The 19,727-nt window shown below is 62.0% G+C and carries 18 protein-coding genes and 1 pseudogene; 8 read left to right on the top strand and 11 right to left on the bottom strand.

The window, feature by feature from the left end:
* Window position 1: 1 nt before the first annotated feature.
* Window positions 2-691: a fimbria/pilus chaperone family protein gene (locus DBR46_RS15245; protein WP_124527117.1), complete on the bottom strand. Its 690-nt coding sequence runs from the start codon at window positions 689-691 to the stop codon at window positions 2-4.
* Window positions 692-822: 131 nt separating this feature from the next.
* Window positions 823-1,479 (bottom strand): DUF1120 domain-containing protein, encoded by a 657-nt coding sequence (locus DBR46_RS15250; RefSeq protein WP_124526864.1) that lies wholly within the window; start codon window positions 1,477-1,479, stop codon window positions 823-825.
* Between the two features lie 448 nt (window positions 1,480-1,927).
* Here DBR46_RS15250 and ppx point away from each other — a divergent pair, with 448 nt between their 5' ends.
* Window positions 1,928-3,430 carry an exopolyphosphatase gene (ppx, locus tag DBR46_RS15255; RefSeq protein ID WP_177414061.1) on the top strand — a complete coding sequence of 501 codons (1,503 nt, stop codon included), beginning with the start codon at window positions 1,928-1,930 and terminating at the stop codon, window positions 3,428-3,430.
* Between the two features lie 153 nt (window positions 3,431-3,583).
* On the opposite strand, the gene ppk1 is transcribed toward ppx, so the two are convergent.
* Together ppk1 and hemB are read right to left on the bottom strand one after the other, a co-directional pair.
* Complete coding sequence (ppk1, locus tag DBR46_RS15260) at window positions 3,584-5,806, bottom strand: polyphosphate kinase 1 (protein WP_124526866.1); 2,223 nt, start codon at window positions 5,804-5,806, stop codon at window positions 3,584-3,586.
* 18 nt (window positions 5,807-5,824) lie between these two features.
* Window positions 5,825-6,838, bottom strand: coding sequence for a porphobilinogen synthase (hemB, locus tag DBR46_RS15265; protein WP_017736958.1), 1,014 nt, complete (start codon window positions 6,836-6,838; stop codon window positions 5,825-5,827).
* Window positions 6,839-7,047: 209 nt separating this feature from the next.
* Between hemB and DBR46_RS15270 the strand changes: the two genes are divergently transcribed.
* On the top strand, window positions 7,048-7,683 hold the full coding sequence (locus tag DBR46_RS15270; RefSeq protein ID WP_124526867.1) for a DedA family protein: 636 nt from the start codon (window positions 7,048-7,050) through the stop codon (window positions 7,681-7,683).
* Here the strand turns inward: DBR46_RS15270 and DBR46_RS15275 are convergent.
* Complete coding sequence (locus tag DBR46_RS15275; protein WP_124526868.1) at window positions 7,664-8,899, bottom strand: sterol desaturase family protein; 1,236 nt, start codon at window positions 8,897-8,899, stop codon at window positions 7,664-7,666. The genes DBR46_RS15270 and DBR46_RS15275 overlap by 20 nt on opposite strands.
* A gap of 116 nt (window positions 8,900-9,015) precedes the next feature.
* On the opposite strand from DBR46_RS15275, the gene elbB reads away from it, so the two are divergent.
* Window positions 9,016-9,681 carry an isoprenoid biosynthesis glyoxalase ElbB gene (gene elbB, locus DBR46_RS15280; protein WP_124526869.1) on the top strand — a complete coding sequence of 222 codons (666 nt, stop codon included), beginning with the start codon at window positions 9,016-9,018 and terminating at the stop codon, window positions 9,679-9,681.
* Here the strand turns inward: elbB and DBR46_RS15285 are convergent.
* Window positions 9,678-10,133, bottom strand: coding sequence for a YaiI/YqxD family protein (locus DBR46_RS15285; protein ID WP_124526870.1), 456 nt, complete (start codon window positions 10,131-10,133; stop codon window positions 9,678-9,680). The genes elbB and DBR46_RS15285 overlap by 4 nt on opposite strands.
* A 135-nt stretch (window positions 10,134-10,268) precedes the next feature.
* Window positions 10,269-12,164: an FTR1 family protein gene (locus tag DBR46_RS15290; protein ID WP_124526871.1), complete on the bottom strand. Its 1,896-nt coding sequence runs from the start codon at window positions 12,162-12,164 to the stop codon at window positions 10,269-10,271.
* Window positions 12,165-12,421: 257 nt separating this feature from the next.
* On the opposite strand from DBR46_RS15290, the gene DBR46_RS15295 reads away from it, so the two are divergent.
* From DBR46_RS15295 to DBR46_RS15310, 4 genes are read left to right on the top strand one after another with little or no spacing between them, the layout of a single operon-like run.
* Complete coding sequence (locus DBR46_RS15295) at window positions 12,422-13,816, top strand: COG3014 family protein (protein ID WP_124526872.1); 1,395 nt, start codon at window positions 12,422-12,424, stop codon at window positions 13,814-13,816.
* A gap of 11 nt (window positions 13,817-13,827) precedes the next feature.
* Window positions 13,828-14,199, top strand: a complete 372-nt coding sequence (locus DBR46_RS15300) for a YcfL family protein (RefSeq protein ID WP_017530843.1) — start codon at window positions 13,828-13,830, stop codon at window positions 14,197-14,199.
* A 35-nt stretch (window positions 14,200-14,234) separates the two neighbouring features.
* A complete protein-coding gene (lpoB, locus tag DBR46_RS15305; RefSeq protein ID WP_124526873.1) occupies window positions 14,235-14,822 on the top strand; it encodes a penicillin-binding protein activator LpoB in 588 nt (195 codons plus the stop codon).
* 3 nt (window positions 14,823-14,825) lie between these two features.
* Window positions 14,826-15,566 (top strand): penicillin-binding protein activator LpoB, encoded by a 741-nt coding sequence (locus DBR46_RS15310; RefSeq protein WP_124526874.1) that lies wholly within the window; start codon window positions 14,826-14,828, stop codon window positions 15,564-15,566.
* A gap of 152 nt (window positions 15,567-15,718) precedes the next feature.
* On the opposite strand, the gene DBR46_RS15315 is transcribed toward DBR46_RS15310, so the two are convergent.
* The 3 genes from DBR46_RS15315 to DBR46_RS15325 form a co-directional block, all read right to left on the bottom strand.
* A complete protein-coding gene (locus tag DBR46_RS15315; RefSeq protein ID WP_124526875.1) occupies window positions 15,719-16,351 on the bottom strand; it encodes a LysE family transporter in 633 nt (210 codons plus the stop codon).
* A gap of 71 nt (window positions 16,352-16,422) precedes the next feature.
* Window positions 16,423-16,977, bottom strand: coding sequence for a mechanosensitive ion channel family protein (locus tag DBR46_RS15320; RefSeq protein WP_124526876.1), 555 nt, complete (start codon window positions 16,975-16,977; stop codon window positions 16,423-16,425).
* On the bottom strand, window positions 16,977-18,887 hold the full coding sequence (locus DBR46_RS15325) for an ATP-binding cassette domain-containing protein (protein WP_124526877.1): 1,911 nt from the start codon (window positions 18,885-18,887) through the stop codon (window positions 16,977-16,979). The genes DBR46_RS15320 and DBR46_RS15325 overlap by 1 nt, the downstream gene beginning before the upstream one ends.
* Before the next feature lie 50 nt (window positions 18,888-18,937).
* On the opposite strand from DBR46_RS15325, the gene DBR46_RS15330 reads away from it, so the two are divergent.
* The gene (locus DBR46_RS15330) at window positions 18,938-19,399 is read left to right on the top strand and encodes a TIGR02444 family protein (protein WP_124526878.1); all 462 of its coding nucleotides are present in this window, start codon (window positions 18,938-18,940) and stop codon (window positions 19,397-19,399) included.
* On the opposite strand, the pseudogene DBR46_RS30420 reads toward DBR46_RS15330, so the two are convergent.
* A pseudogene (locus DBR46_RS30420) lies at window positions 19,396-19,727 on the bottom strand (hypothetical protein); the annotation flags it as partial. The gene DBR46_RS15330 and the pseudogene DBR46_RS30420 overlap by 4 nt on opposite strands.

Genomic DNA, 19,727 nt, shown 5'->3' on the forward strand with positions numbered 1-19,727 from the left:
TTCAGCTCCCATCCGCATGGATCGGAGCGCGGTAGTTGTCGGCCGAGAACCCGTAGGTCGTCGCCGGCTGGATCTCGACCTCGGTCAAAGCGCCCAAAGCCCCTTCAACCGTCACCGCCAGCACTTCTCCCGGCAAGATGTAGGTGCGTGGCAACGTCGCCGCGCGCCGCTGCGGAAGCAACAGCAACTCCGACGCCAGGCGCACCACATAGGCACTGTCGTTGTGCACCGAGAGCCGTTCCCCTGCGCGCCGCCACTTCAGCAACTCCCAGGGGGTGTGATGCACAGGCAGGCCTTGTGGGTGCAGGATCAGCGGCAAGTTCTGGCGCAGGGTGATACCAATGGTCGCACCACCTGCAGTGCGTGCCTGGGGGATGCCTTCGAAGGACACGCGTTTCAACCGCTGGGTCTTCAATGGCGCCTTCAACGTGCTGATGAAGCGCACCAGCTGGGTTTCACCCGCTTCCACCCGCGTAATGGGCGGTGTCACGATCAATAGCGGCTCCACATCCTCGGGCACGTTCTGCACGACTGAATGAAGCAGCGCCGGCGCTGCATCGGTATTCTTGATATTTATCGTGGCCTCGCCCTGTTCTTCGTAAAGCACGACCACCGTGGTTTCCGGCAACATGCCATCCGCTACTGCACTGCCGAAAAATCCAAGATACAAACTTACATACAACAGCCACACATAATTTATTACTGAAAGTCTGCGCACTCAGCATTCCCCACAACCCTTAAGTTGACGACCGACAACCAGGCGCCCACATAAAAACAGCCGACAAGAAACAAATAGTTTCTGATCGGCTGTACTTCAGTCGCTTAGATGTAACTCAGTTCAAGTGTCGCGCGCCCGTCAAGGGTCACGTCACGGCTCAGGTCCAGGTCCTGGGCTTTGTTGATAACCGCCCTGACCACGATAGTCCCGGTCAACTGAGCGACCGAGGCCGGCACGGCGGTCGCACCACTGCGCCACGAATGCTGACTGGGTGACTGAGCAACCTTGCCGTCACTGGTCTGCCAGGCACCGGTGCCTACCCGGACAATGGGATACAGCGTCGCACCAGACGACCTGAGATCCCTGAGGGTGACCGAGAAACCACCGGTCTTGCGGCCGGAGACAATGCCCAGACCAAAGTTGTGCGCCTCGGTGTAGCCTGGACCGAACGCACTGAGGATGCCCGGCACCTTGCTCGCCGCCTGCAGGTCAACGAATTTCAGACCGAACTTGGCAGGGGTGGTACCGCAGCTGACGTTCAGGGGCGTGGTTTTCTCGGTCAGCGGATTGAAGGCAGTCGGGAGCAATTGCCCCGAAGGGATATCCTCGTATTTGACAATGCCGCCACCGGTCATGCTGAGGTTGCAGGCGGCGGGTTTGATCGTGCCCCTGACAATCAGCTCGGCACTGGTAGTGGCATGGGCGTTGAGGGCGGCAGCCAAGCAAGCGATACCGAGGGTCAATCCAACAATTTTTTTCATATTCGACCTGTCACTTAAAGTTGTCAGGCGTATTTATTTTCGTTTCAAACATATAAAAACTTAAATAAATAACACCACGGCAAGATTGCCGAGTGACAGTCTGTGGTCTTGGCGCCCACTTAAAGAATCGGACAACACCTCAATAACGGTAGGAGTCGTAAAATCAAGTAGCCCCGTGAACCCAACAACAAGGTAGTCCAGAACAAAACAACGAATAAACCTTCCCCAACTCATCTGTAGGATAATTCAGGAGTAACCTCATGAAATCACATAGTCAAATAATCCTACGACACTGAAGAGTTTATTCCGACGCAACTTAACTCCCCCCCTTACATTTCATACAAGCCCCCCCACAGACAACCTCGGAAAAATTCCAGAAGCACAACGCGTTGGCGCCAGCGGTCGATCGTGGCACGATGGCAAGGTTATCGACCGAGACCCCCAAACCATGCCGCAATCCCAAGCCAAGAATCTGTCCCTGATCGCCGCCATCGACCTGGGCTCCAACAGCTTTCACATGGTCGTGGCCAAGGCCCAGAACGGTGAGATCCGCATCCTTGAGCGGCTCGGCGAGAAAGTACAACTGGCTGCCGGGATCGACGACGAGCGCCAGCTCAATGAAGAGTCCATGCAGCGCGGCCTCGATTGCCTCAAGCGGTTTGCCCAACTGATCAACGGCATGCCCCTGGGCGCCGTACGCATCGTCGGCACCAACGCCCTGCGCGAAGCGCGCAACCGCGGCGAGTTCATCCGCCGTGCCGAGGAAATCCTCGGCCACCCGGTAGAAGTCATCTCCGGCCGTGAAGAAGCGCGTCTTATCTACCTCGGCGTGTCCCACACCCTGGCCGACACGCCGGGCAAGCGCCTGGTCGCCGACATCGGCGGCGGCAGTACCGAATTCATCATCGGGCAGCGATTCGAGCCGTTGCTGCGCGAAAGCCTGCAGATGGGCTGCGTCAGCTACACCCAGCGCTACTTCAAGGACGGCAAGATCACACCGGCACGCTACGCCCAGGCCTATACGGCGGCGCGGCTGGAGATCATGAGCATCGAGCACGCCCTGCACCGCCTGACGTGGGATGAGGCCATCGGCTCATCCGGCACCATCCGCGCCATCGGCCTGGCCCTCAAGGCTGGCGGCCATGGCACCGGCGAAGTGAATGCCGAAGGCCTGGCATGGCTCAAGCGCAAGCTGTTCAAGCTGGGTGATGCGGAGAAGATCGACTTTGACGGCATCAAGCCTGACCGTCGCACCATATTCCCGGCGGGCCTGGCGATTCTCGAAGCGATCTTCGACGCCCTCGAACTGCAACGCATGGACCACTGTGACGGCGCCCTGCGTGAAGGGGTGCTCTACGACCTGCTCGGCCGCCATCACCACGAAGACGTGCGTGAGCGCACCCTCAGCTCGCTGATGGAGCGTTATCACGTCGACCTGGAACAAGCGGCCCGGGTAGAGCGCAAAGCCCTGCACGCCTTCGACCAGGTGGCCGAGGACTGGGACCTGGAAGACGGCGTCTGGCGCGAGTTGCTCGGCTGGGCAGCCAAGGTGCATGAAGTGGGCCTGGATATCGCCCACTACCATTACCACAAGCACGGCGCCTACCTGATCGAGCACTCCGACCTCGCCGGCTTCTCCCGCGAAGACCAGCAAATGCTCGCCCTGCTGGTGCGCGGCCATCGCCGTAACATCCCCAAGGACAAGTTTGCCGAATTCGGCGATGAAGGCAGCAAGCTGATCCGCCTGTGCGTACTGCTGCGCTTCGCGATCCTGTTCCACCACATCCGTGGCACCCAGGAAATGCCCCAGGTGACCCTGCGCGCCAACGGCGACAGCCTGGACGTGGTGTTCCCCAAAGGCTGGCTGGATGAGAACCAACTGACCCAGGCGGATTTTGCCCAGGAAGCGGATTGGTTGACGCGGGTAGGGTTCACGCTGAACGTGCGCTAAAGAACACTGCAAAAACAAATGTGGGAGCGGGCTTGCTGTGGCGAGGGAGCTTGCTCCCGCTGGGCTGCGTAGCAGCCCCAAAGCTCTTGGGAGCGCTGCGCACTCCAGCGGGAGCAAGCTCCCTCGCCACAAGAGCCCGCTCCCACACCAGGTTTAGTTCACGGTGAGGATCGGGCTACCCAACCGCTCCAACAACGTCGCCTGCGCACTGCGCGGGTTCTGGTTGCCGGTTGGCGTGTTGCGCACGTAGCGGCCGTCCGATTGCAGGCTCCAGCTGTGGGTGTTGTCGGTGAGGTAACTTTCCAGCTCCTTCTTGACGCGCATGATCAGCTTCTTGCCTTCCACCGGGAAGCAGGTCTCCACACGCTTGTCGAGGTTGCGCTCCATCCAGTCGGCGCTGGAGAGGAACATCTGCTCTTCGCCTCCATTGAGGAAGTAGAACACCCGCGTGTGCTCCAGGAAGCGGCCGATGATCGAGCGCACATGGATGTTGTGCGACACGCCGACAATGCCCGGACGCAGGCAGCACATGCCACGCACCACCAGGTCGATACGCACGCCGGACTGACTGGCCTTGTACAGCGCGCGGATGATCTTCGGATCGGTCAGCGAGTTGAACTTGGCGATGATGTGCGCCGGTTTGCCGTCGAGGGCGAACTGGGTCTCGCGGGCAATCATGTCGAGCATGCCCTTCTTGAGGGTGAACGGCGCGTGCAGCAGCTTCTTCATGCGCAGGGTCTTGCCCATGCCGATCAACTGGCTGAACAACTTGCCGACGTCTTCGCACAAGGCATCGTCGGACGTCAGCAGGCTGTAGTCGGTGTAGAGCTTGGCGTTGCCGGCGTGGTAGTTACCGGTGCCCAAGTGGGCGTAGCGCACGATCTCACCGGCTTCGCGGCGCAGGATCAGCATCATCTTGGCGTGGGTCTTGAAGCCGACCACGCCGTAGATCACCACCGCGCCCGCCGCTTGCAGGCGGCTGGCCAGTTGCAGGTTGGACTCTTCGTCGAAGCGCGCGCGCAGCTCGATCACTGCGGTGACTTCCTTGCCGTTACGCGCGGCATCCACCAACGCATCGACGATTTCCGAGTTGGCGCCGGAGCGGTACAGGGTCTGGCGTACAGCCAATACGTGCGGGTCCTTGGCGGCCTGGCGCAGCAGGTCGACCACCGGGGTGAAGGACTCGAACGGGTGCAGCAAGAGGATGTCCTGCTTGCTCACCACGCTGAAGATGTTCTCGCTGTTTTGCAGCAGTTTCGGGATCTGCGGGGTGAACGGCGTGTATTGCAGCTCCGGGTGGCTGTCCAGGCCGGTAATGCTGAACAGGCGCGTCAGGTTCACCGGGCCGTTGACTTGATACAGCTCGGACTCTGCCAGATTGAACTGCTTGAGCAGGTAGTCGGACAGGTGTTTCGGGCAGGTATCTGCCACTTCCAGACGCACCGCATCACCGTAGCGCCGCGAGAACAGCTCGCCGCGCAGGGCGCGGGCCAAGTCTTCGACGTCTTCGGAGTCCAGCGCCAGGTCGGCGTTTCGGGTCAGGCGGAACTGGTAGCAGCCTTTTACCTTCATGCCCTGGAACAGGTCATCGGCGTGGGCGTGGATCATCGACGAGAGGAATACATAGTTGTCGCCAGCGCCCCCCACCTCTTCCGGTACCTTGATGATCCGTGGCAACAGACGCGGCGCCGGGATGATCGCCAGGCCGGAATCGCGACCGAAGGCGTCGATGCCTTCCAGCTCGACGATAAAGTTCAGGCTCTTGTTCACCAGCAACGGGAACGGGTGCGTCGGGTCAAGGCCGATCGGGGTGATGATCGGCGAAATCTCGTCGCGGAAGTAACGGCGCACCCAGGTCTTGATCTTGGTGGTCCAGTGACGGCGACGGATGAAGCGGACCTGATGTTTTTCCAGTTCCGGTAGCAGGATGTCGTTGAGAATCGCGTACTGGCGATCCACATGGCCGTGTACCAGCTCGCTGATGCGTGCCAGGGCTTGATGGGGTTGCAGGCCGTCGGCGCCGGCTTGTTCACGGGCGAAGGTGATCTGCTTCTTGAGGCCGGCAACGCGGATCTCGAAGAACTCGTCCAGGTTGCTGGAGAAGATCAGCAGGAACTTCAGCCGCTCCAGCAACGGGTAGGACTCATCCAGCGCCTGTTCCAGCACGCGGATGTTGAATTGCAGTTGCGACAGCTCGCGGTGGATGTACAGGCTGCTGTCATCCAGGTTGGTCACCGCGACCACCGGTGCCGGTGCTGGCACTTCGGCCACCACGGCAGGCGGCGCTGGCTCCAGCTCTGGCGGGGTCTCGGTGACTTGTTCAACCACTGGGTGAGCGTCTTTTACGGCAACTTCTGTGAGTCCTTCGGTATTCATCGAGTGTTCCTGTGAGGGCTATTGTTGCTCTCTAAGCAATTGGGCAGCGCGGGCGGCGAAGTAAGTCAGAATGCCATCAGCGCCGGCACGTTTAAAGGCAGTCAGGGATTCAAGGATCACCCCTTCACTCAACCAACCATTCTGGATCGCGGCCATGTGCATGGCGTATTCACCGCTGACCTGATAGACAAAGGTCGGCACTTTGAATTCCTCTTTGACCCGGTAAAGGATGTCCAGGTAGGGCATCCCGGGCTTGACCATCACCATGTCGGCGCCTTCGGCCAGGTCAGCCGCCACTTCGTGCAGGGCTTCCTGGCTGTTGGCCGGGTCCATCTGGTACGAGGCCTTGTTGGCCTTGCCCAGGTTCAGCGCCGAACCCACCGCATCGCGGAACGGGCCGTAATAGGCGCTGGCGTACTTGGCCGAGTAGGCCATGATCCGCACATTGACGTGGCCGGCCAGCTCCAGGGCTTCGCGAATCGCCTGGATGCGGCCGTCCATCATGTCCGACGGTGCAACCACCTGGGCACCCGCCGCCGCGTGGGACAAGGCTTGCTTGACCAGCGCATCGACGGTGATGTCGTTCTGAACATAGCCGTCTTCGTCAAGAATGCCATCCTGGCCGTGGGTGGTGAACGGGTCCAACGCGACGTCGGTGATCACCCCCAGTTCCGGGAAACGCTCGCGCAGGGCACGGGTAGCGCGCTGGGCGATGCCCTCCGGGTTCCAGGCTTCGGCGGCGTCGAGGGACTTGAGTTCAGGCGGCGTAACCGGGAACAGCGCCAGCGCCGGAATGCCCAACTCGACCCAGCCGGCCGCTTCGATCAGCAGTTGATCGATGGTCAAGCGCTCTACACCCGGCATCGAGGCTACCGCTTCCCGGCGATTTTCACCGTCGAGCACAAACACCGGCAGGATCAGATCATTCGTCGTCAGCACGTTTTCACGGACCAGGCGGCGAGAAAAATCATCACGACGATTGCGACGCAGACGGGTAGCGGGGAACAGGCGATTGGCAGGGGTAAAGCTCACGACAGACTCCTGAGCCCGCGTTTACGGGCGAGCGTTGCAGTTATAAGCGGGCATTATGACGAATGAATGACAGTTGTGCTTATCGGTGCGACCTGTAGCCGCATTCGCGGTTTATGTAGGAATTGTTCACTTCGTGACACATCTCGATACTTTCACGAATGTTCACGAAGGCGTAGGCTGCGCGTTCATTTCGCCAGCACCCCCAGACCATGCTTCAACAATTTCTGCATGACTTCGGCTACTTTGCGCTCTTCCTGGGCACCTTCTTTGAAGGCGAGACCATTCTGGTTCTCGCAGGCTTCCTGGCGTTCCGTGGGTACATGGATATCAACCTCGTGGTGGTCGTGGCCTTTTTTGGCAGCTACGCCGGCGACCAGCTTTGGTATTACATGGGCCGCAAACACGGGCGCAAATTGTTGGCACGCAAGCCCCGCTGGCAACTGATGGGCGACAAGGCCCTGGGGCATATCCGCAAGCATCCGGATCTCTGGGTGTTGAGCTTCCGCTTCGTTTACGGACTGCGCACGGTCATGCCGGTAGCGATTGGTCTTTCCGGCTACCCACCGTTGCGCTACCTGATTCTCAACGGGATTGGCGCGGCGATCTGGGCGGCCGCACTGGGCGCGGCCGCTTACCACTTCGGCGCGGTGCTGGAAGGCATGCTGGGCAGCGTCAAGAAGTACGAGCTGTGGGTGCTGGGCGCCTTGCTGGTACTGGGCTTCGGCCTGTGGCTGCGCCGCCGCATCAAGAACGCCCGCATCGCCCGCGAGGCGTGTGCCGACGCCAAGGCCCGGCTCGCCGCCGAGCCGGCCCCGGTCGAAACGACTAAGACGCCAGTCGAGTAAGCCGGCTTCTGCAACAATAGAGGCCGATCACGCTGAGCAGGCTGTAGCTCAGCAGGCCCAGCCAGCCCAGGTTGCTGGCTGACCACAGCCCCACCTGCGGCGCCAGCCACACCAGCGGCACGTTCAGCGCCAACCGCGCCAGTTCCGCCTTCAACGCCCACGGGCGGTTCTCCAGGGCCACGCCCAAGGTAAACAAACCCAGCGCCATCGCACTCCAACCCAGGATCAACGCGGCGGTGGGCAAACCCTCGCCGAAATTCATCAGGTAGCTGCCAAAGCCCACATACGCGGCAAATTGCAGGGCGATGTACACCTGCTGGCGCACATCCAGCGCCACCTCGAACTTACGGAACTGACTCAAGTCGTGCTTGGCCAACGGGTACTTGGCCTTCACATCCGCCGGGCGCCAGCCGGTGCGCATGAACCAGATGCGCAGCTTGTCCCACCAACGCTCGGTGCGCCGCGCATCACTCCACAGCTGTGCATAAAACTGCAGGTTGGCCCACAGCGGGTTCCAACTGGCCAGGGGCGTGGTCACGCCGAAAATCACCGGTTCGTTGTCGTCTTCTTCCTGGAAGGTGCCGAACAGGCGGTCCCAAATAATGAACACCCCGCCGTAGTTGCGATCCATGTAGAGAGCGTTCTGCGCATGGTGCGCGCGATGATTGGACGGCGTGACGAAGAACCACTCGTACCAGCCCAGCTTGGGCACGTGGCGCGTGTGCACCCAGAATTGATACAGCAGGTTAAGGGAGGCCACGCTGATAAACACCACCAGCGGCACGCCGACCACGGCCAGCGGCAGGTAGAAGATCCAGCTCAGCAGGAAGCCGGTGCTGGTCTGGCGCAGGGCAGTGCTGAGGTTATAGTCCTCGCTTTGGTGATGCACCGAGTGCGCGGCCCAGAGGATGTTGCGCTCATGGCCCATGCGGTGCAGCCAGTAGTAGCAAAAGTCGTAGAACACAAAGGCGAGCACCCAGGTCCAGGGGTTCTGGGCAGGCAACTCAAACAGCGCCAGGTGCTTGAGGGCGAAGGCGTAGGTCAACAGGCCCACGCCCTTGGTCAACAGCCCCGTGGTGGTGGACAGCACACCGGTGCTGAGGCTGTTGATGGCATCTGCCACCCGATAGTTGCGCTCGCCGCGCCAGCGGTCGGCGAGCAGCTCCACCACGATCAAGGCGATGAAAAACGGTACCGCGTAAGGCACGAAGTCCATGGGCTAGTCCGGTCTATTTTTGTTACATCTAGAGTAGGTGTAGCGGCGAAAGAGCCCATTGGCAACAGGTGACAAATTAGTAGACATTTAACGCCATGAACCCAGGAGAAATGCCCATGAGCAAAAAGATTGCAGTGATCCTTTCCGGCTGTGGCGTGTACGACGGCGCAGAGATCCACGAAAGCGTGATCACCCTGCTGCGCCTGGACCAGCGCGGCGCTCAGGTCCAATGCTTTGCCCCCGACATTGCGCAACTGCACGTGATCAACCACCTCACCGGCGAGGAGATGCCCGAGACCCGCAACGTGCTGGTGGAATCGGCGCGCATCGCCCGCGGCGAGGTGAAGGACATTGGTCAAGCCAACGCCGACGACTTCGACGCGCTGATCGTGCCGGGTGGGTTTGGGGCAGCGAAGAACCTGTCCACCTTTGCCGTGGAAGGCGCTGGGTGCAGCGTCAACCCGCAGGTGTTGGAACTCGCCGAAGCCTTTGCCGAAGCGGGCAAGCCAGTGGGGCTGATCTGCATCTCCCCTGCCCTGGCCGCGAAGATCTACGGCCCCGGCGTGACATGCACCATCGGCAACTGCGCCGACACGGCGGCGGCGCTGGACAAGATGGGCGCCACCCACCAGGAATGTGCAGTGGACGATATCGTCGAAGACAAGGCGCGCAAGCTGGTGAGCACGCCGGCCTATATGGTGGGCAAGAGCATCAGCGAGGTGGCTTCAGGCATCAACAAGCTGGTGGATCGGGTGCTGGAGTTGACCCACGAGAACGACTAACCGGCCCGCATCAATCGGGTCAGGATACGGTCCAGGGCATTGGCAAATGCTTGCTTGTCCTTCTCGCCATGGGGCGGTGGCCCGCCGCCCATCTGGCCCTGTTCGCGCAGATCGGTGAACAGGTTGCGCACCGCCAGGCGCTCACTCATGTTCGCCGGGCTGAACTCCTTGCCCCGTGGGTCGAGGGCCGTTACGCCCTTCTTCACCAGGCGATCCGCCAGCGGCACATCGCTGCAAATCACCAACTCACCGGGCACGGCGTGCTCCACCAGGTAGTCGTCCGCCGCGTCCGGGCCGCTGGGGACCACGATCAGCTTTACGCATGAAAAGCTCGGCTTGATCTGGCTCTGCCCGGCCACCAGCACCACTTCGAACTGGCGCTTGAGGGCGAACTTGACCACCTGGTCCTTGGCTGCCCGAGGGCAGGCGTCGGCATCGATCCATACGCGCATAAACACTCCTTCCAGAAACAACATCGATCCAATGTGGGAGCGGGCTTGCTCGCGAAAGCGGTGGATCAGACAAAACATCTGTGACTGACCGACCGCATTCGCGAGCAAGCCCGCTCCCACACTGACGGTGCCAACTCAAGCGCTGGCGCGACGCTTCTCGGCCAACCGGCTGCGGCCATACAACACCACAATCGCCAGGATCGCCACCGCCTGCGCACTCAACGAGTACGCATCGGCATGAATCCCCAGCCAATCAAAGTCAAAGAACGCCACCGGCCGGGTGCCGAAGATCCCGGCTTCCTGCAACGCCTTCACGCCATGCCCGGCAAACACCACCGACAACGCGCACAACAGCGCCGCATTGATACCAAAGAACAGCGCCAACGGCAGCTTCGCCGAGCCGCGCAGGATCACCCACGCCAGGCCCACCAACAGCACCAGCGCCGTGGCGCCACCGGCCAACACCGCGTTGTGCCCGGCCGGGCCGGCTTGCAGCCACAGGGTTTCATAAAACAGGATCACTTCGAACAGCTCGCGGTACACCGAGAAGAACGCCAGCATCGCAAAACCGAAGCGCCCACCGCCGCCCACCAGGCTGCTCTTGATGTAGTCCTGCCACGCGGCGGCATGGCGGCGGTCGTGCATCCACACGCCAAGCCACAGCACCATCACGCTGGCAAACAGCGCTGTGCAGCCTTCCAGCAGTTCGCGCTGGGCGCCGCTGACGTCAATCACATACGCCGCCAGCGCCCAGGTGGCCAAGCCCGCCAACAGCGCCAGGCCCCAGCCGACGTTGACACTGCGCACCGCCGACTGCTGGCCGGTGTTGCGCAGGAACGCGAGGATCGCCGCCAGCACCAGGATCGCTTCCAGGCCTTCGCGCAACAGGATCAGCAAACCCGAGATGTAACTCAGCGACCAGCTCAAGCCATCGCTGCCCAGCAGGCCGGCGGATTCAGTCAGCTTGCCCTTGGCCACATCCAGGCGCTGCTGCACTTGCTCGATCGGCAGCCCGTCCTGCAACGACTGCCGGTAGGCCATCAGGGCCTTCTCGGTGTCCTTGCGCACGTTGGCGTCGACGTTATCCAGCGAACTTTCCACCAGCTCGAAGCCTTCCAGGTAGGCGGCGACGGACAAGTCATAGGCTTGCTCGTGGTCACCGTTGCGGAACGCGGCGAGGCTCTTGTCCAGGGTACTCGCGGTGTAGTCGAGCAACTGCGCCGGGCCGCGCTTGACCTGCGGCGGTTGCGCGCGCTGGGCGCGAAAGGTCGCGGCGGCGGCCGGGCCGCTGGCAGCCAGCACTTCATTCGGGGTCTGGCGGGCCAGGTCGGCGAGGTTGAACGGTTGCTCGCTCTTGGCCGCAGCCGGGTCGGCGGTGAAGCCGGCGATGTAGGTAGCCAGGTCCCAGCGCTGGCGGTCGTCCAGTTGGTCGGCAAAGGACGGCATGTCGGTGCCTTCGACGCCCAGGCCGAGGGTGTTGTAGATCGCATAAAGGCTCAGGCGATCCAGGCGCGTAGCGTCCGTCAGGTTGGCGGGCGGCGGCGTCATGCCTGTGCCCGCTGGGCCATCACCGGCGCCGGCAGCGCCGTGACACACCGAGCACTGCTGGGCGTAAAGCGGCGCGCCACGCACAGGATCGGGGGTGATCGCCGGGGCCTGGCTGACTTCATAGGCCACCGCCAGCTTTGCGCCCAACTGCCGGGCCTGGTGGGCGACGGCCGCGCCGTCCGCATGGGCAGTGACCGCCGCCAGCAACTCATCGACGCCGGAGATCAACTCGGCGCGCTCGGGCTTGGCCGGCAAATCCGCCACCAACCCCTGCAAGACCCCAAGAAATTCCAGCTGCTCGCGGTACTCGGAATCATCGACAACCTTGCCCGCCTCCACCGTCGGCGGGTAGTCGGCGCCAATGTAGTCCAACAAATGCAGGGCTTGCGGCGCGCCCTCGGTCGTCGCGGCCAGCAGGGGGAAGCTGCACGACATCAACGCCGGCAGCATCAGCCAGGCGAGAAAACGGAAGGGGGCAGTCATGAATGAATCTCAAAGGGAAATACGAAGTAACATATTGTTTAACGTTAAGCGCTTTGACTCAAGGCGTTAGTGATTTGACGCAGGGAATAGCGTCGCATCAGTGATGGCGCCCCCCTCTATCTTCCAGGCACAAAGCCATTGTTTTGCCAGCAACCGCGCCTATAATGCCGCGCCCTGTTATCGCGAAAGGGTCTTTATTTCCTCGTTTTAATGAGGAATTGGCACATCAGCTGGTTACGTTCAGGGAAGAAGTCTGCATGGCATTTCGCGCCGTTACCCCGCTTGCGCTCGCGGCGGTCACCTTGCTGTCGGGTTGCTCGATGTTTCGCAGCTACGACACCGAGCTGCAAGCCACCAACCAGCAGTTGGTCAGCGGTAATGTGGAGGGCGCACTGACCCTGCTGGAGAAAAACAACAGCGGCGAAGACAAGGACCTGCTGTATTTCTTCGAAAAGGGCGAATTGCTGCGGGCCAAGGGCGACCTGAGCGGCAGCCAGACCGCCTGGCGCAGCGCCGACCTGCAAGTCTACAAGTGGGAAGAGTCGGTCAAGTTCGACAGCGAGCGCTACCTCGCCCAGTTCGGCAGTTTCCTCGCCAACGATAAGGTGCGTCGCTACGAAGGCTATGACTACGAAAAAGTCATGCTGACCACGCAAATGGCCCTGAACCTGCTGGCCCTGAACGACTTCGACGGCGCCCGCACCGAGATCAAGAAGACCCACGAACGCGAAGCGGTGATCGCCGACCTGCGCGACAAGGAATACCTCAAGCGCGAGAACGAAGCCGAACGCCAAGGCGTGACGACTCAATTCAAGGACCTGCGTGGCTACCCCGTGGAGGCCCTGGACGCGCCGGAAGTGGTCGGCCTGAAGAACAGCTATCAAAGTGCCTTCAGTCATTACCTCGCCGGTTTCGTCTACGAAGCCCTCGGCGAAAAAGACCTGGCCGCCCCCGGCTACCGCAAGGCCGCCGAGCTGCGCCCCAATACGCCCTCGCTGGAACAAGCCCTGCTCGACCTCGACAAAACCAGCCTCGGCGCCGATGAAACCGACGTGCTGATCGTGGTGCAGAGCGGCCTGGCGCCGGCGCGTGATTCGATCCGCCTGCCGCTGCCGATCCCGATCGACGGCCATCTGGTCATCACCCCGCTGTCGTTCCCGGTGATCAAGGCCGACACCTCCACCGCGCACTTCGCGCAGATCGGTGTGGATGGCCAGCAACAGAACCTCACCGCACTCAACAGCACCACCGCCATGTCGCGCCGCGCCCTGCGCGATGACATGCCGGGGATCATCCTGCGCACCACCGTGCGCGCCGTGACCCGGGGCGTGACGCAAAACAACCTGAACAAGACCAACCCCATGGCCGGGCTGGTGCTGGGCATCGCCTCGGCCGTCACCGAAGGCGCCGATACGCGCACCTGGCGCACCCTGCCGGACCTGACCCAAGTCACGCGCCTGCGCCTCAAGCACGGCGAGCACCAGGTCAGCCTGCCCAATGCCCTGGGCGGCACGCGGGTCACCGTCAAGGCCGACCAGCGCTACCAAGTCATCACCCTGCGCGTGGTCGGTAACCAGGTGTTCACCAGCGGCCTGGCGGCCCACGTGGTACCAAACCCGGCCACCCAGGCCATCGCCCTCAAACAACCTTAAAGGAGCACGTTATGCGTCATTTCATCCTCGGCGCCCTGGCGCTGGTCCTGCTGGCCGGCTGCGCCACCCCGCCGCCACCGGAACCTGGCAGCGCGGCGAGCAAAATCGTGGTGATGGGCAAGTTCAAGGGCATCGCCGTCGGCGCCATCCGTGTGGCCCGCGAGAACGGCTTCCTCACCGCCAAGGTGCAGCTGAGCAACATCACCAGCAGCAACCAGACGATGTATTACCGCTTCGCCTGGCTGGGGGCCGACGGCTTCCCGGTAGGCGACGAAGACACCTGGAAAGTGCTGAACCTGTACGCCAACCAGGCGACCTTCCTGCCGGCCATTGCCAATTTGCCTCAAGCCGCGGACTTCCGCCTTGAAGTGAAGACGCCTTGACGCCCGCCCCTATTCAGCTCCGGAGAAATTCCCCCATGTTTGCACGCTTCTCGATCCTTGCCGTGGTTGCCGTCCTGGCCAGCGGTTGCTCCAACACCTCGCCGGTACTGGGCAGCAAGAACATCAGCTACGGCGACACCAAGGCCGTGGAAACCGTGACCAACGAGTTCGGCTCCACCGACCTGCAGATGATCGCCGAAACCATGACCCGCTCCCTCGCCCAGTCCGGCATCCTGCAAGGCCGCCCGGTGGTGCAGGTGTATGACGTGAAGAACAAGACCAGCGAGTACATCGACACCCGCGAGATCACCACGTCGATCAAGACCCAGCTGATGAAGACCGGCACCGCACGCTTCGCCAGCGACAACACCGACATGCAAAGCCAGGTCGACCAGCTCAAGCTGCAGAACCAGAGCGGCCTGTACAAGAAGTCCACGGTGAGCAAGACCGGCAACATGGTCGCCGCCAAGTACCGCCTGGAAGGCTCCATCAGTTCCATCGTCAAGCGCAGCTCGGACTACAAGGACGTGTTCTACAAGTTCAGCCTGCAACTGGTGGACGTGGAAAGCGGCCTGGCCGAGTGGATGGACGAAAAAGAAATCCGCAAGACCACGGAGCGCTAAGCCATGCGTACATGGATCGGCATGATCGGCCTGCTGTGCGCCTTTGGCGCCTCGGCCGCCCCGAAAATCGCGGTGACCGACCTGGCCTATCAGGCACGGGTCGAGGAATATATCCACGCGGTTTCGGCCAGCAACAACTTCCAGGCCAGCGGCTACCACGCCAGTGGCGCGTCGAGCTACGCCGAGTTCGAGAGCCGCTCCAGCTACATCGAGCAGCTTGAGCTGCGCAAATTCAGCGGTGACATCAAGGGCGAGATCCTCAAGTCGCGCCAGTTCCAGCTGGTGCAAGGCACGCCCTACACCGCCGATGCCAAGGGCGACGTGTATGACGTGATCAAACGCATCAAGGCCGGCAACTTCAAGGGCGCGGACTACGTGCTGTTCGGCACCCTGTCCGACATCGACTTCACCCAGGACCTCAACGCCATCGACCGCACCAACAGCTACTCGGCAGTGCTGAGCCTGACACTGGTGGCGGATTTCAGCCTGATCAACACGCGCACCTTCGAGATCACCTCGGCGTTTACCGCCATGGGCGAAGGGCAAGACACCAAGCTGGTGAACAGCCGCGACGTACGCGTGAACCTGAACCGCCCACGGGTGGTGAAGGACGTGTCGAAAACCCTGGGTGAGGATGTGGCGCGGCAGTTGGCGGAACAGTTGGGTGGCGGCTATCAAGCGCCGGGGCAACCGGTGTTGCGCAACAACCTGCCGAGGGATGAGGCGCCGAAGATCCTGCGCTGAGCCGCGATCTCACAAACACCAAAAACCCAATGTGGGAGCGGGCTTGCTCGCGAAGACGGAGTGTCAGTCACCAGATGTATTGACTGATCTACCGCATTCGCGAGCAAGCCCGCTCCCACATTTTGATTGGGTTTCTTCAGCTATATCGCGATTTATGCCGTAGCACGGTGCAGGCTGGCGAGGAAGCCAGCGGCCCCCACGAACAACCCGGCAAACGTACGGTTCATGCGCTTCTGCTGCTTCGGCGTACGCAACAAGCGCAACACCTTCGACGCCAACCCCGTATACCCCGCCATCACGATCATATCCACGCAGATCATCGTCGCGCCAAGGATCACGTACTGGATCACCAGCGGCGCCTGCGGGTTCACGAACTGCGGCAGCACCGCGAGCATGAACACCAAGGCCTTGGGGTTGCTCGCATTGACCAGGAAACCGCGGAACATCATCGCCATCGGCTTGCCGATCGGGCGCACGGCCGCGTCATCGGACATGTCCATGGGCAAGGCGCGCCATTGCTTGATGGCCAGGTACACCAGATACGCCACGCCAAACCATTTGATCGCATAAAACGCGGTGGAAGACGTCGCCAGAATCGCGCCCAGGCCGCCCGCGACCACGGCAATCTGCATCGCCAGGCCGATTTGCAGGCCAATGGCGTTCCAGTAGCCGCGCGCAAAACCGTATTGCAGGCCGCTGGACATCGAGGCGATGGCGCCTGCACCAGGGGAAAGGGAGATGACCCAACTGGCCACGAAAAAGGCCAGCCATGTATCGAGTGCCATTACACACCTCGTTTCAAATTCGTCGTGAGCGTTAAGCTAACTCCGAGCACCGAGGCCTGGCTATAGAATTTTTACGCAGGGGTGATCCAGCGGCGCACCGAGCGTTGGAAGAACAGGCTGTTGGGCACCTGCACCATCGCACTGTCGGTACCGGCCTCTGCCACTTCGATCAGCGTGGTGTACAACAGGTTGATCGCCACCACCCGGCCTTTCACGCCCGGTTTGTCCACGGTGTCCACCAGTTCGACGATGTCGCCGATGCGGAATGGCCCGACGGTAAAGATCAGGATCGCGCACAACAGGTTGGACAGCACCGACCACATGGCAAAAAACGCCACGGCCGCGACGGCGACAAAACCCGACAGAGCGGTCCACAGCACCGTGGCGGACACGCCCACGCGCTCCAGCACAAAGATCAGCGCGCTGCCCATGATCAGCCAGCGCAAGCCACCGCGCAGCGGCATCAACAGTTGCGGCGGGAACGGGTAGCGTTCGCCCAGGCGCGTCAGGCCCTTGGCGACAAAACGCTGCGCCAGGTAGCCGGCCAGCAGGATCAGCAGGATCTGCACGCCGATCCAGATGGGCTCGACCCACTGCGGCGGCAGCGGCAACTGCAAGGCTTCCATCAGGACAGCGCCTCCAGCTCCGCTTGCAGGGTTTCGAGCAATTCGAGGGCTTCCATCCAGGTTTCCTCCAATTGCCCTTCACGCACCTTGAGCTTGGCCTGTTCGGCCAGCAGGTCGCGCAGTTCATCCTTGCGTGCGGCTTCGTACACAGCGCTGTCACCCAGGCTGGCTTCGATCTTGGCCAGGCGCTCATGCACCTTGCCCAGTTCGGCTTCCAGCTTGTCGGCTTCACGCTTGTGCGGCGCCAGTTGTTGGCGCAAGGCGGCAGCGGCCTGGCGCTGGGCTTTCTTGTCGGTCTTGTCCGGGTTGACCGGGGTGTTGCTGACCGGCGCGTTGCGCAGGCGGTAATCCGTCAGCCAGCGCGCGTAGTCGTCGAGGTCGCCGTCGAATTCTTCGACTTTGCCGTCGGCCACCAGCAGGAAGTTGTCGGTGGTGCTCTTGAGCAAGTGGCGATCGTGAGACACCACCAGTACCGCACCGCTGAATTCCTGCAAGGCCATGGTCAGCGCCAGGCGCATTTCCAGGTCCAGGTGGTTGGTCGGTTCGTCGAGCAGCAACAGGTTCGGCCGGTCCCAGGCGATCAACGCCAGGGCCAGGCGGGCTTTTTCGCCGCCGGAGAAATTCAGCACCGGCTCGTCGATACGCGCGCCACGGAAGTCGAAACCGCCAAGGAAATCGCGCAGGACCTGTTCGCGCTCGGTCGGCGCCAGGCGTTGCAGGTGCAACAGCGGGCTGGCCTTGGCGTCGAGGGAGTCCAGCTGATGCTGGGCGAAATAGCCCACCACCAGGTTCTCGCCACGGGTCAGGCGACCGGCCAGGGGTTGCAGCTCGCCGGACAGGTTCTTGATCAGCGTCGATTTGCCCGCGCCGTTGGGGCCCAGCAAACCGATGCGCGCACCCGGTGTGAGTTGCAGCTTCACTTTTTCCAGGATGGTTTTTTCGCCATAACCCAGGCGAGCATCCGAGAGGTCCAGCAACGGGCTGGAGATTTTCACCGACTCGCGGAACACAAAGTCGAACGGCGAATCGACGTGGGCCGCCGACAGTTCTTCCATGCGCTCCAGGGCCTTGATCCGGCTCTGTGCCTGGCGGGCCTTGGTGGCCTGGGCCTTGAACCGGGCGATGTAGCTTTCCATGTGCGCACGTTGCGCCTGCTGCTTCTCGAACGCCTGCTGCTGTTGGGCCAGGCGTTCGGCACGGGCGCGTTCGAACGCGGTGTAGCCGCCACGGTAGAGGGTGATTTTCTTCTGTTCGACGTGGGCAATGTTATCGACCACGGCGTCGAGGAAATCCCGGTCGTGGGAAATCAGCAGCAAGGTGCCCTGGTAGCTCTTGAGGAAGTCCTCCAGCCACAGGATCGCATCGAGGTCCAAGTGGTTGGTAGGTTCGTCGAGCAGCAGCAGGTCGGACGGGCACATCAGCGCCTGGGCCAGGTTCAGACGCATGCGCCAGCCGCCGGAGAAGTCGGCGACCGGGCGATCCATCTGTTCGTTGGTGAAGCCCAGGCCGGCGAGCATCTTGCGCGCACGGGCGTCGGCGGTGTAGCCGTCGGCACTGTCGAGTTCCGAGTGCAGGCGCGCCTGGGCGGCGCCGTCCTGGGCTTTCTCGGCCTCGGCCAGGTCGTGTTGCACCTGCCGCAGGCGCAGGTCGCCATCGAGCACGTAGTCGATCGCGATGCGGTCCAGGGTGTCGATCTCCTGGCGCATATGGGCGATGCGCCAGTCGGCCGGCAGCAAGCAGTCCCCGGAATCCGGGGTCAGCTCACCCAGCAACAGGGCGAACAACGTGGATTTGCCGGCGCCGTTGGCACCGATCAGGCCGGCTTTGTGACCGGCGTGCAGGGTCAGCTCGGCGTCTTCAAGAAGACGTTGCGGGCCACGCTGTAATGTTAGGCTTTGAAGTCGGATCATAATGGCGGCGGAGTCTACCAGCTTCGTTGGCCGCTGGCTTGGGTGTGAATATGTGCGCTGACCTGTGGAGCTTTGCCCTCTCGACTTACGCCCGGCCGGGCGTCGAAGCCGCTTGCCTGCGCTTGCAGGAACAAGGCGCGGATGTGTGCCTTTTGCTCTGTGGTGCCTGGTTGGAGCAGCGCGGTGTAGTGGCTGAGCCTGAGCGCGTGCAGGCCTTGCAACAACTGGCTCGCCCATGGCGCACGCAGGTGATCGAACCGTTACGAAGCCTGCGCGTGCAATGGCGCGTCATGGCGCAGCAGGATCAGCCATTGGCGGCGCTGCGCGAACGGATCAAGGCGTTGGAGTTGGAGGCCGAGCGGGAACTGCTGACACGCCTGGAAGCGTTGGCGCAGGCATGGCCGATAGCGCAAGGTCAACAACAGTGGCTGGAAGGACTGGCGGCTGAGGATGCCGCCAACCTTGACCATGACGCGCTGCAGCTGCTGCGCGTCATGGCCACCGGCACTTAGGAAGCGCTGGTTGGGGTAGAGCTTGGCGCTACCGGTGCAGGCGTGCTGCTGGCCGATGCGGTTGGAGCGGTGGACGCGGTAGCAGCAGGTGCAGCTGGCTTGGTCGGTGCTGGTTTGGCAGCAGCGGGCTTTGCAACAGCAGGTTTGGCAGCTGGTTTAGCGGCGGGCTTTGCAGCGGCAGCTTTAGCAACTGGCTTGGCAGCTGGTTTTGCAGCAGCAGGTTTGGCAACTGGCTTAGCGGCTGGCTTTGCAGCAGCAGGCTTTGGCAGCTGGTTTGGCGGCTGGTTTTGCAGCAGCAGTTTTAGCAACTGGCTTGGCAGCTGGTTTT

This window comes from Pseudomonas sp. KBW05 (genome assembly GCF_003852405.1).
Taxonomy (GTDB): Bacteria; Pseudomonadota; Gammaproteobacteria; order Pseudomonadales; family Pseudomonadaceae; genus Aquipseudomonas.

What these genes read in the sequence shown, in the direction of transcription:
- DBR46_RS15250 (WP_124526864.1), bottom strand. Translation starts at nt 1,479, where the DNA reads ATGAAAAAAATTGTTGGATTGACCCTCGGTATCGCTTGCTTGGCTGCC.
- ppx (WP_177414061.1), top strand. Translation starts at nt 1,928, where the DNA reads ATGCCGCAATCCCAAGCCAAGAATCTGTCCCTGATCGCCGCCATCGAC.
- ppk1 (WP_124526866.1), bottom strand. Translation starts at nt 5,806, where the DNA reads ATGAATACCGAAGGACTCACAGAAGTTGCCGTAAAAGACGCTCACCCA.
- DBR46_RS15270 (WP_124526867.1), top strand. Translation starts at nt 7,048, where the DNA reads ATGCTTCAACAATTTCTGCATGACTTCGGCTACTTTGCGCTCTTCCTG.
- DBR46_RS15275 (WP_124526868.1), bottom strand. Translation starts at nt 8,899, where the DNA reads ATGGACTTCGTGCCTTACGCGGTACCGTTTTTCATCGCCTTGATCGTG.
- elbB (WP_124526869.1), top strand. Translation starts at nt 9,016, where the DNA reads ATGAGCAAAAAGATTGCAGTGATCCTTTCCGGCTGTGGCGTGTACGAC.
- DBR46_RS15285 (WP_124526870.1), bottom strand. Translation starts at nt 10,133, where the DNA reads ATGCGCGTATGGATCGATGCCGACGCCTGCCCTCGGGCAGCCAAGGAC.
- DBR46_RS15290 (WP_124526871.1), bottom strand. Translation starts at nt 12,164, where the DNA reads ATGACTGCCCCCTTCCGTTTTCTCGCCTGGCTGATGCTGCCGGCGTTG.
- DBR46_RS15295 (WP_124526872.1), top strand. Translation starts at nt 12,422, where the DNA reads ATGGCATTTCGCGCCGTTACCCCGCTTGCGCTCGCGGCGGTCACCTTG.
- DBR46_RS15300 (WP_017530843.1), top strand. Translation starts at nt 13,828, where the DNA reads ATGCGTCATTTCATCCTCGGCGCCCTGGCGCTGGTCCTGCTGGCCGGC.
- lpoB (WP_124526873.1), top strand. Translation starts at nt 14,235, where the DNA reads ATGTTTGCACGCTTCTCGATCCTTGCCGTGGTTGCCGTCCTGGCCAGC.
- DBR46_RS15310 (WP_124526874.1), top strand. Translation starts at nt 14,826, where the DNA reads ATGCGTACATGGATCGGCATGATCGGCCTGCTGTGCGCCTTTGGCGCC.
- DBR46_RS15315 (WP_124526875.1), bottom strand. Translation starts at nt 16,351, where the DNA reads ATGGCACTCGATACATGGCTGGCCTTTTTCGTGGCCAGTTGGGTCATC.
- DBR46_RS15320 (WP_124526876.1), bottom strand. Translation starts at nt 16,977, where the DNA reads ATGGAAGCCTTGCAGTTGCCGCTGCCGCCGCAGTGGGTCGAGCCCATC.
- DBR46_RS15325 (WP_124526877.1), bottom strand. Translation starts at nt 18,887, where the DNA reads ATGATCCGACTTCAAAGCCTAACATTACAGCGTGGCCCGCAACGTCTT.
- DBR46_RS15330 (WP_124526878.1), top strand. Translation starts at nt 18,938, where the DNA reads ATGTGCGCTGACCTGTGGAGCTTTGCCCTCTCGACTTACGCCCGGCCG.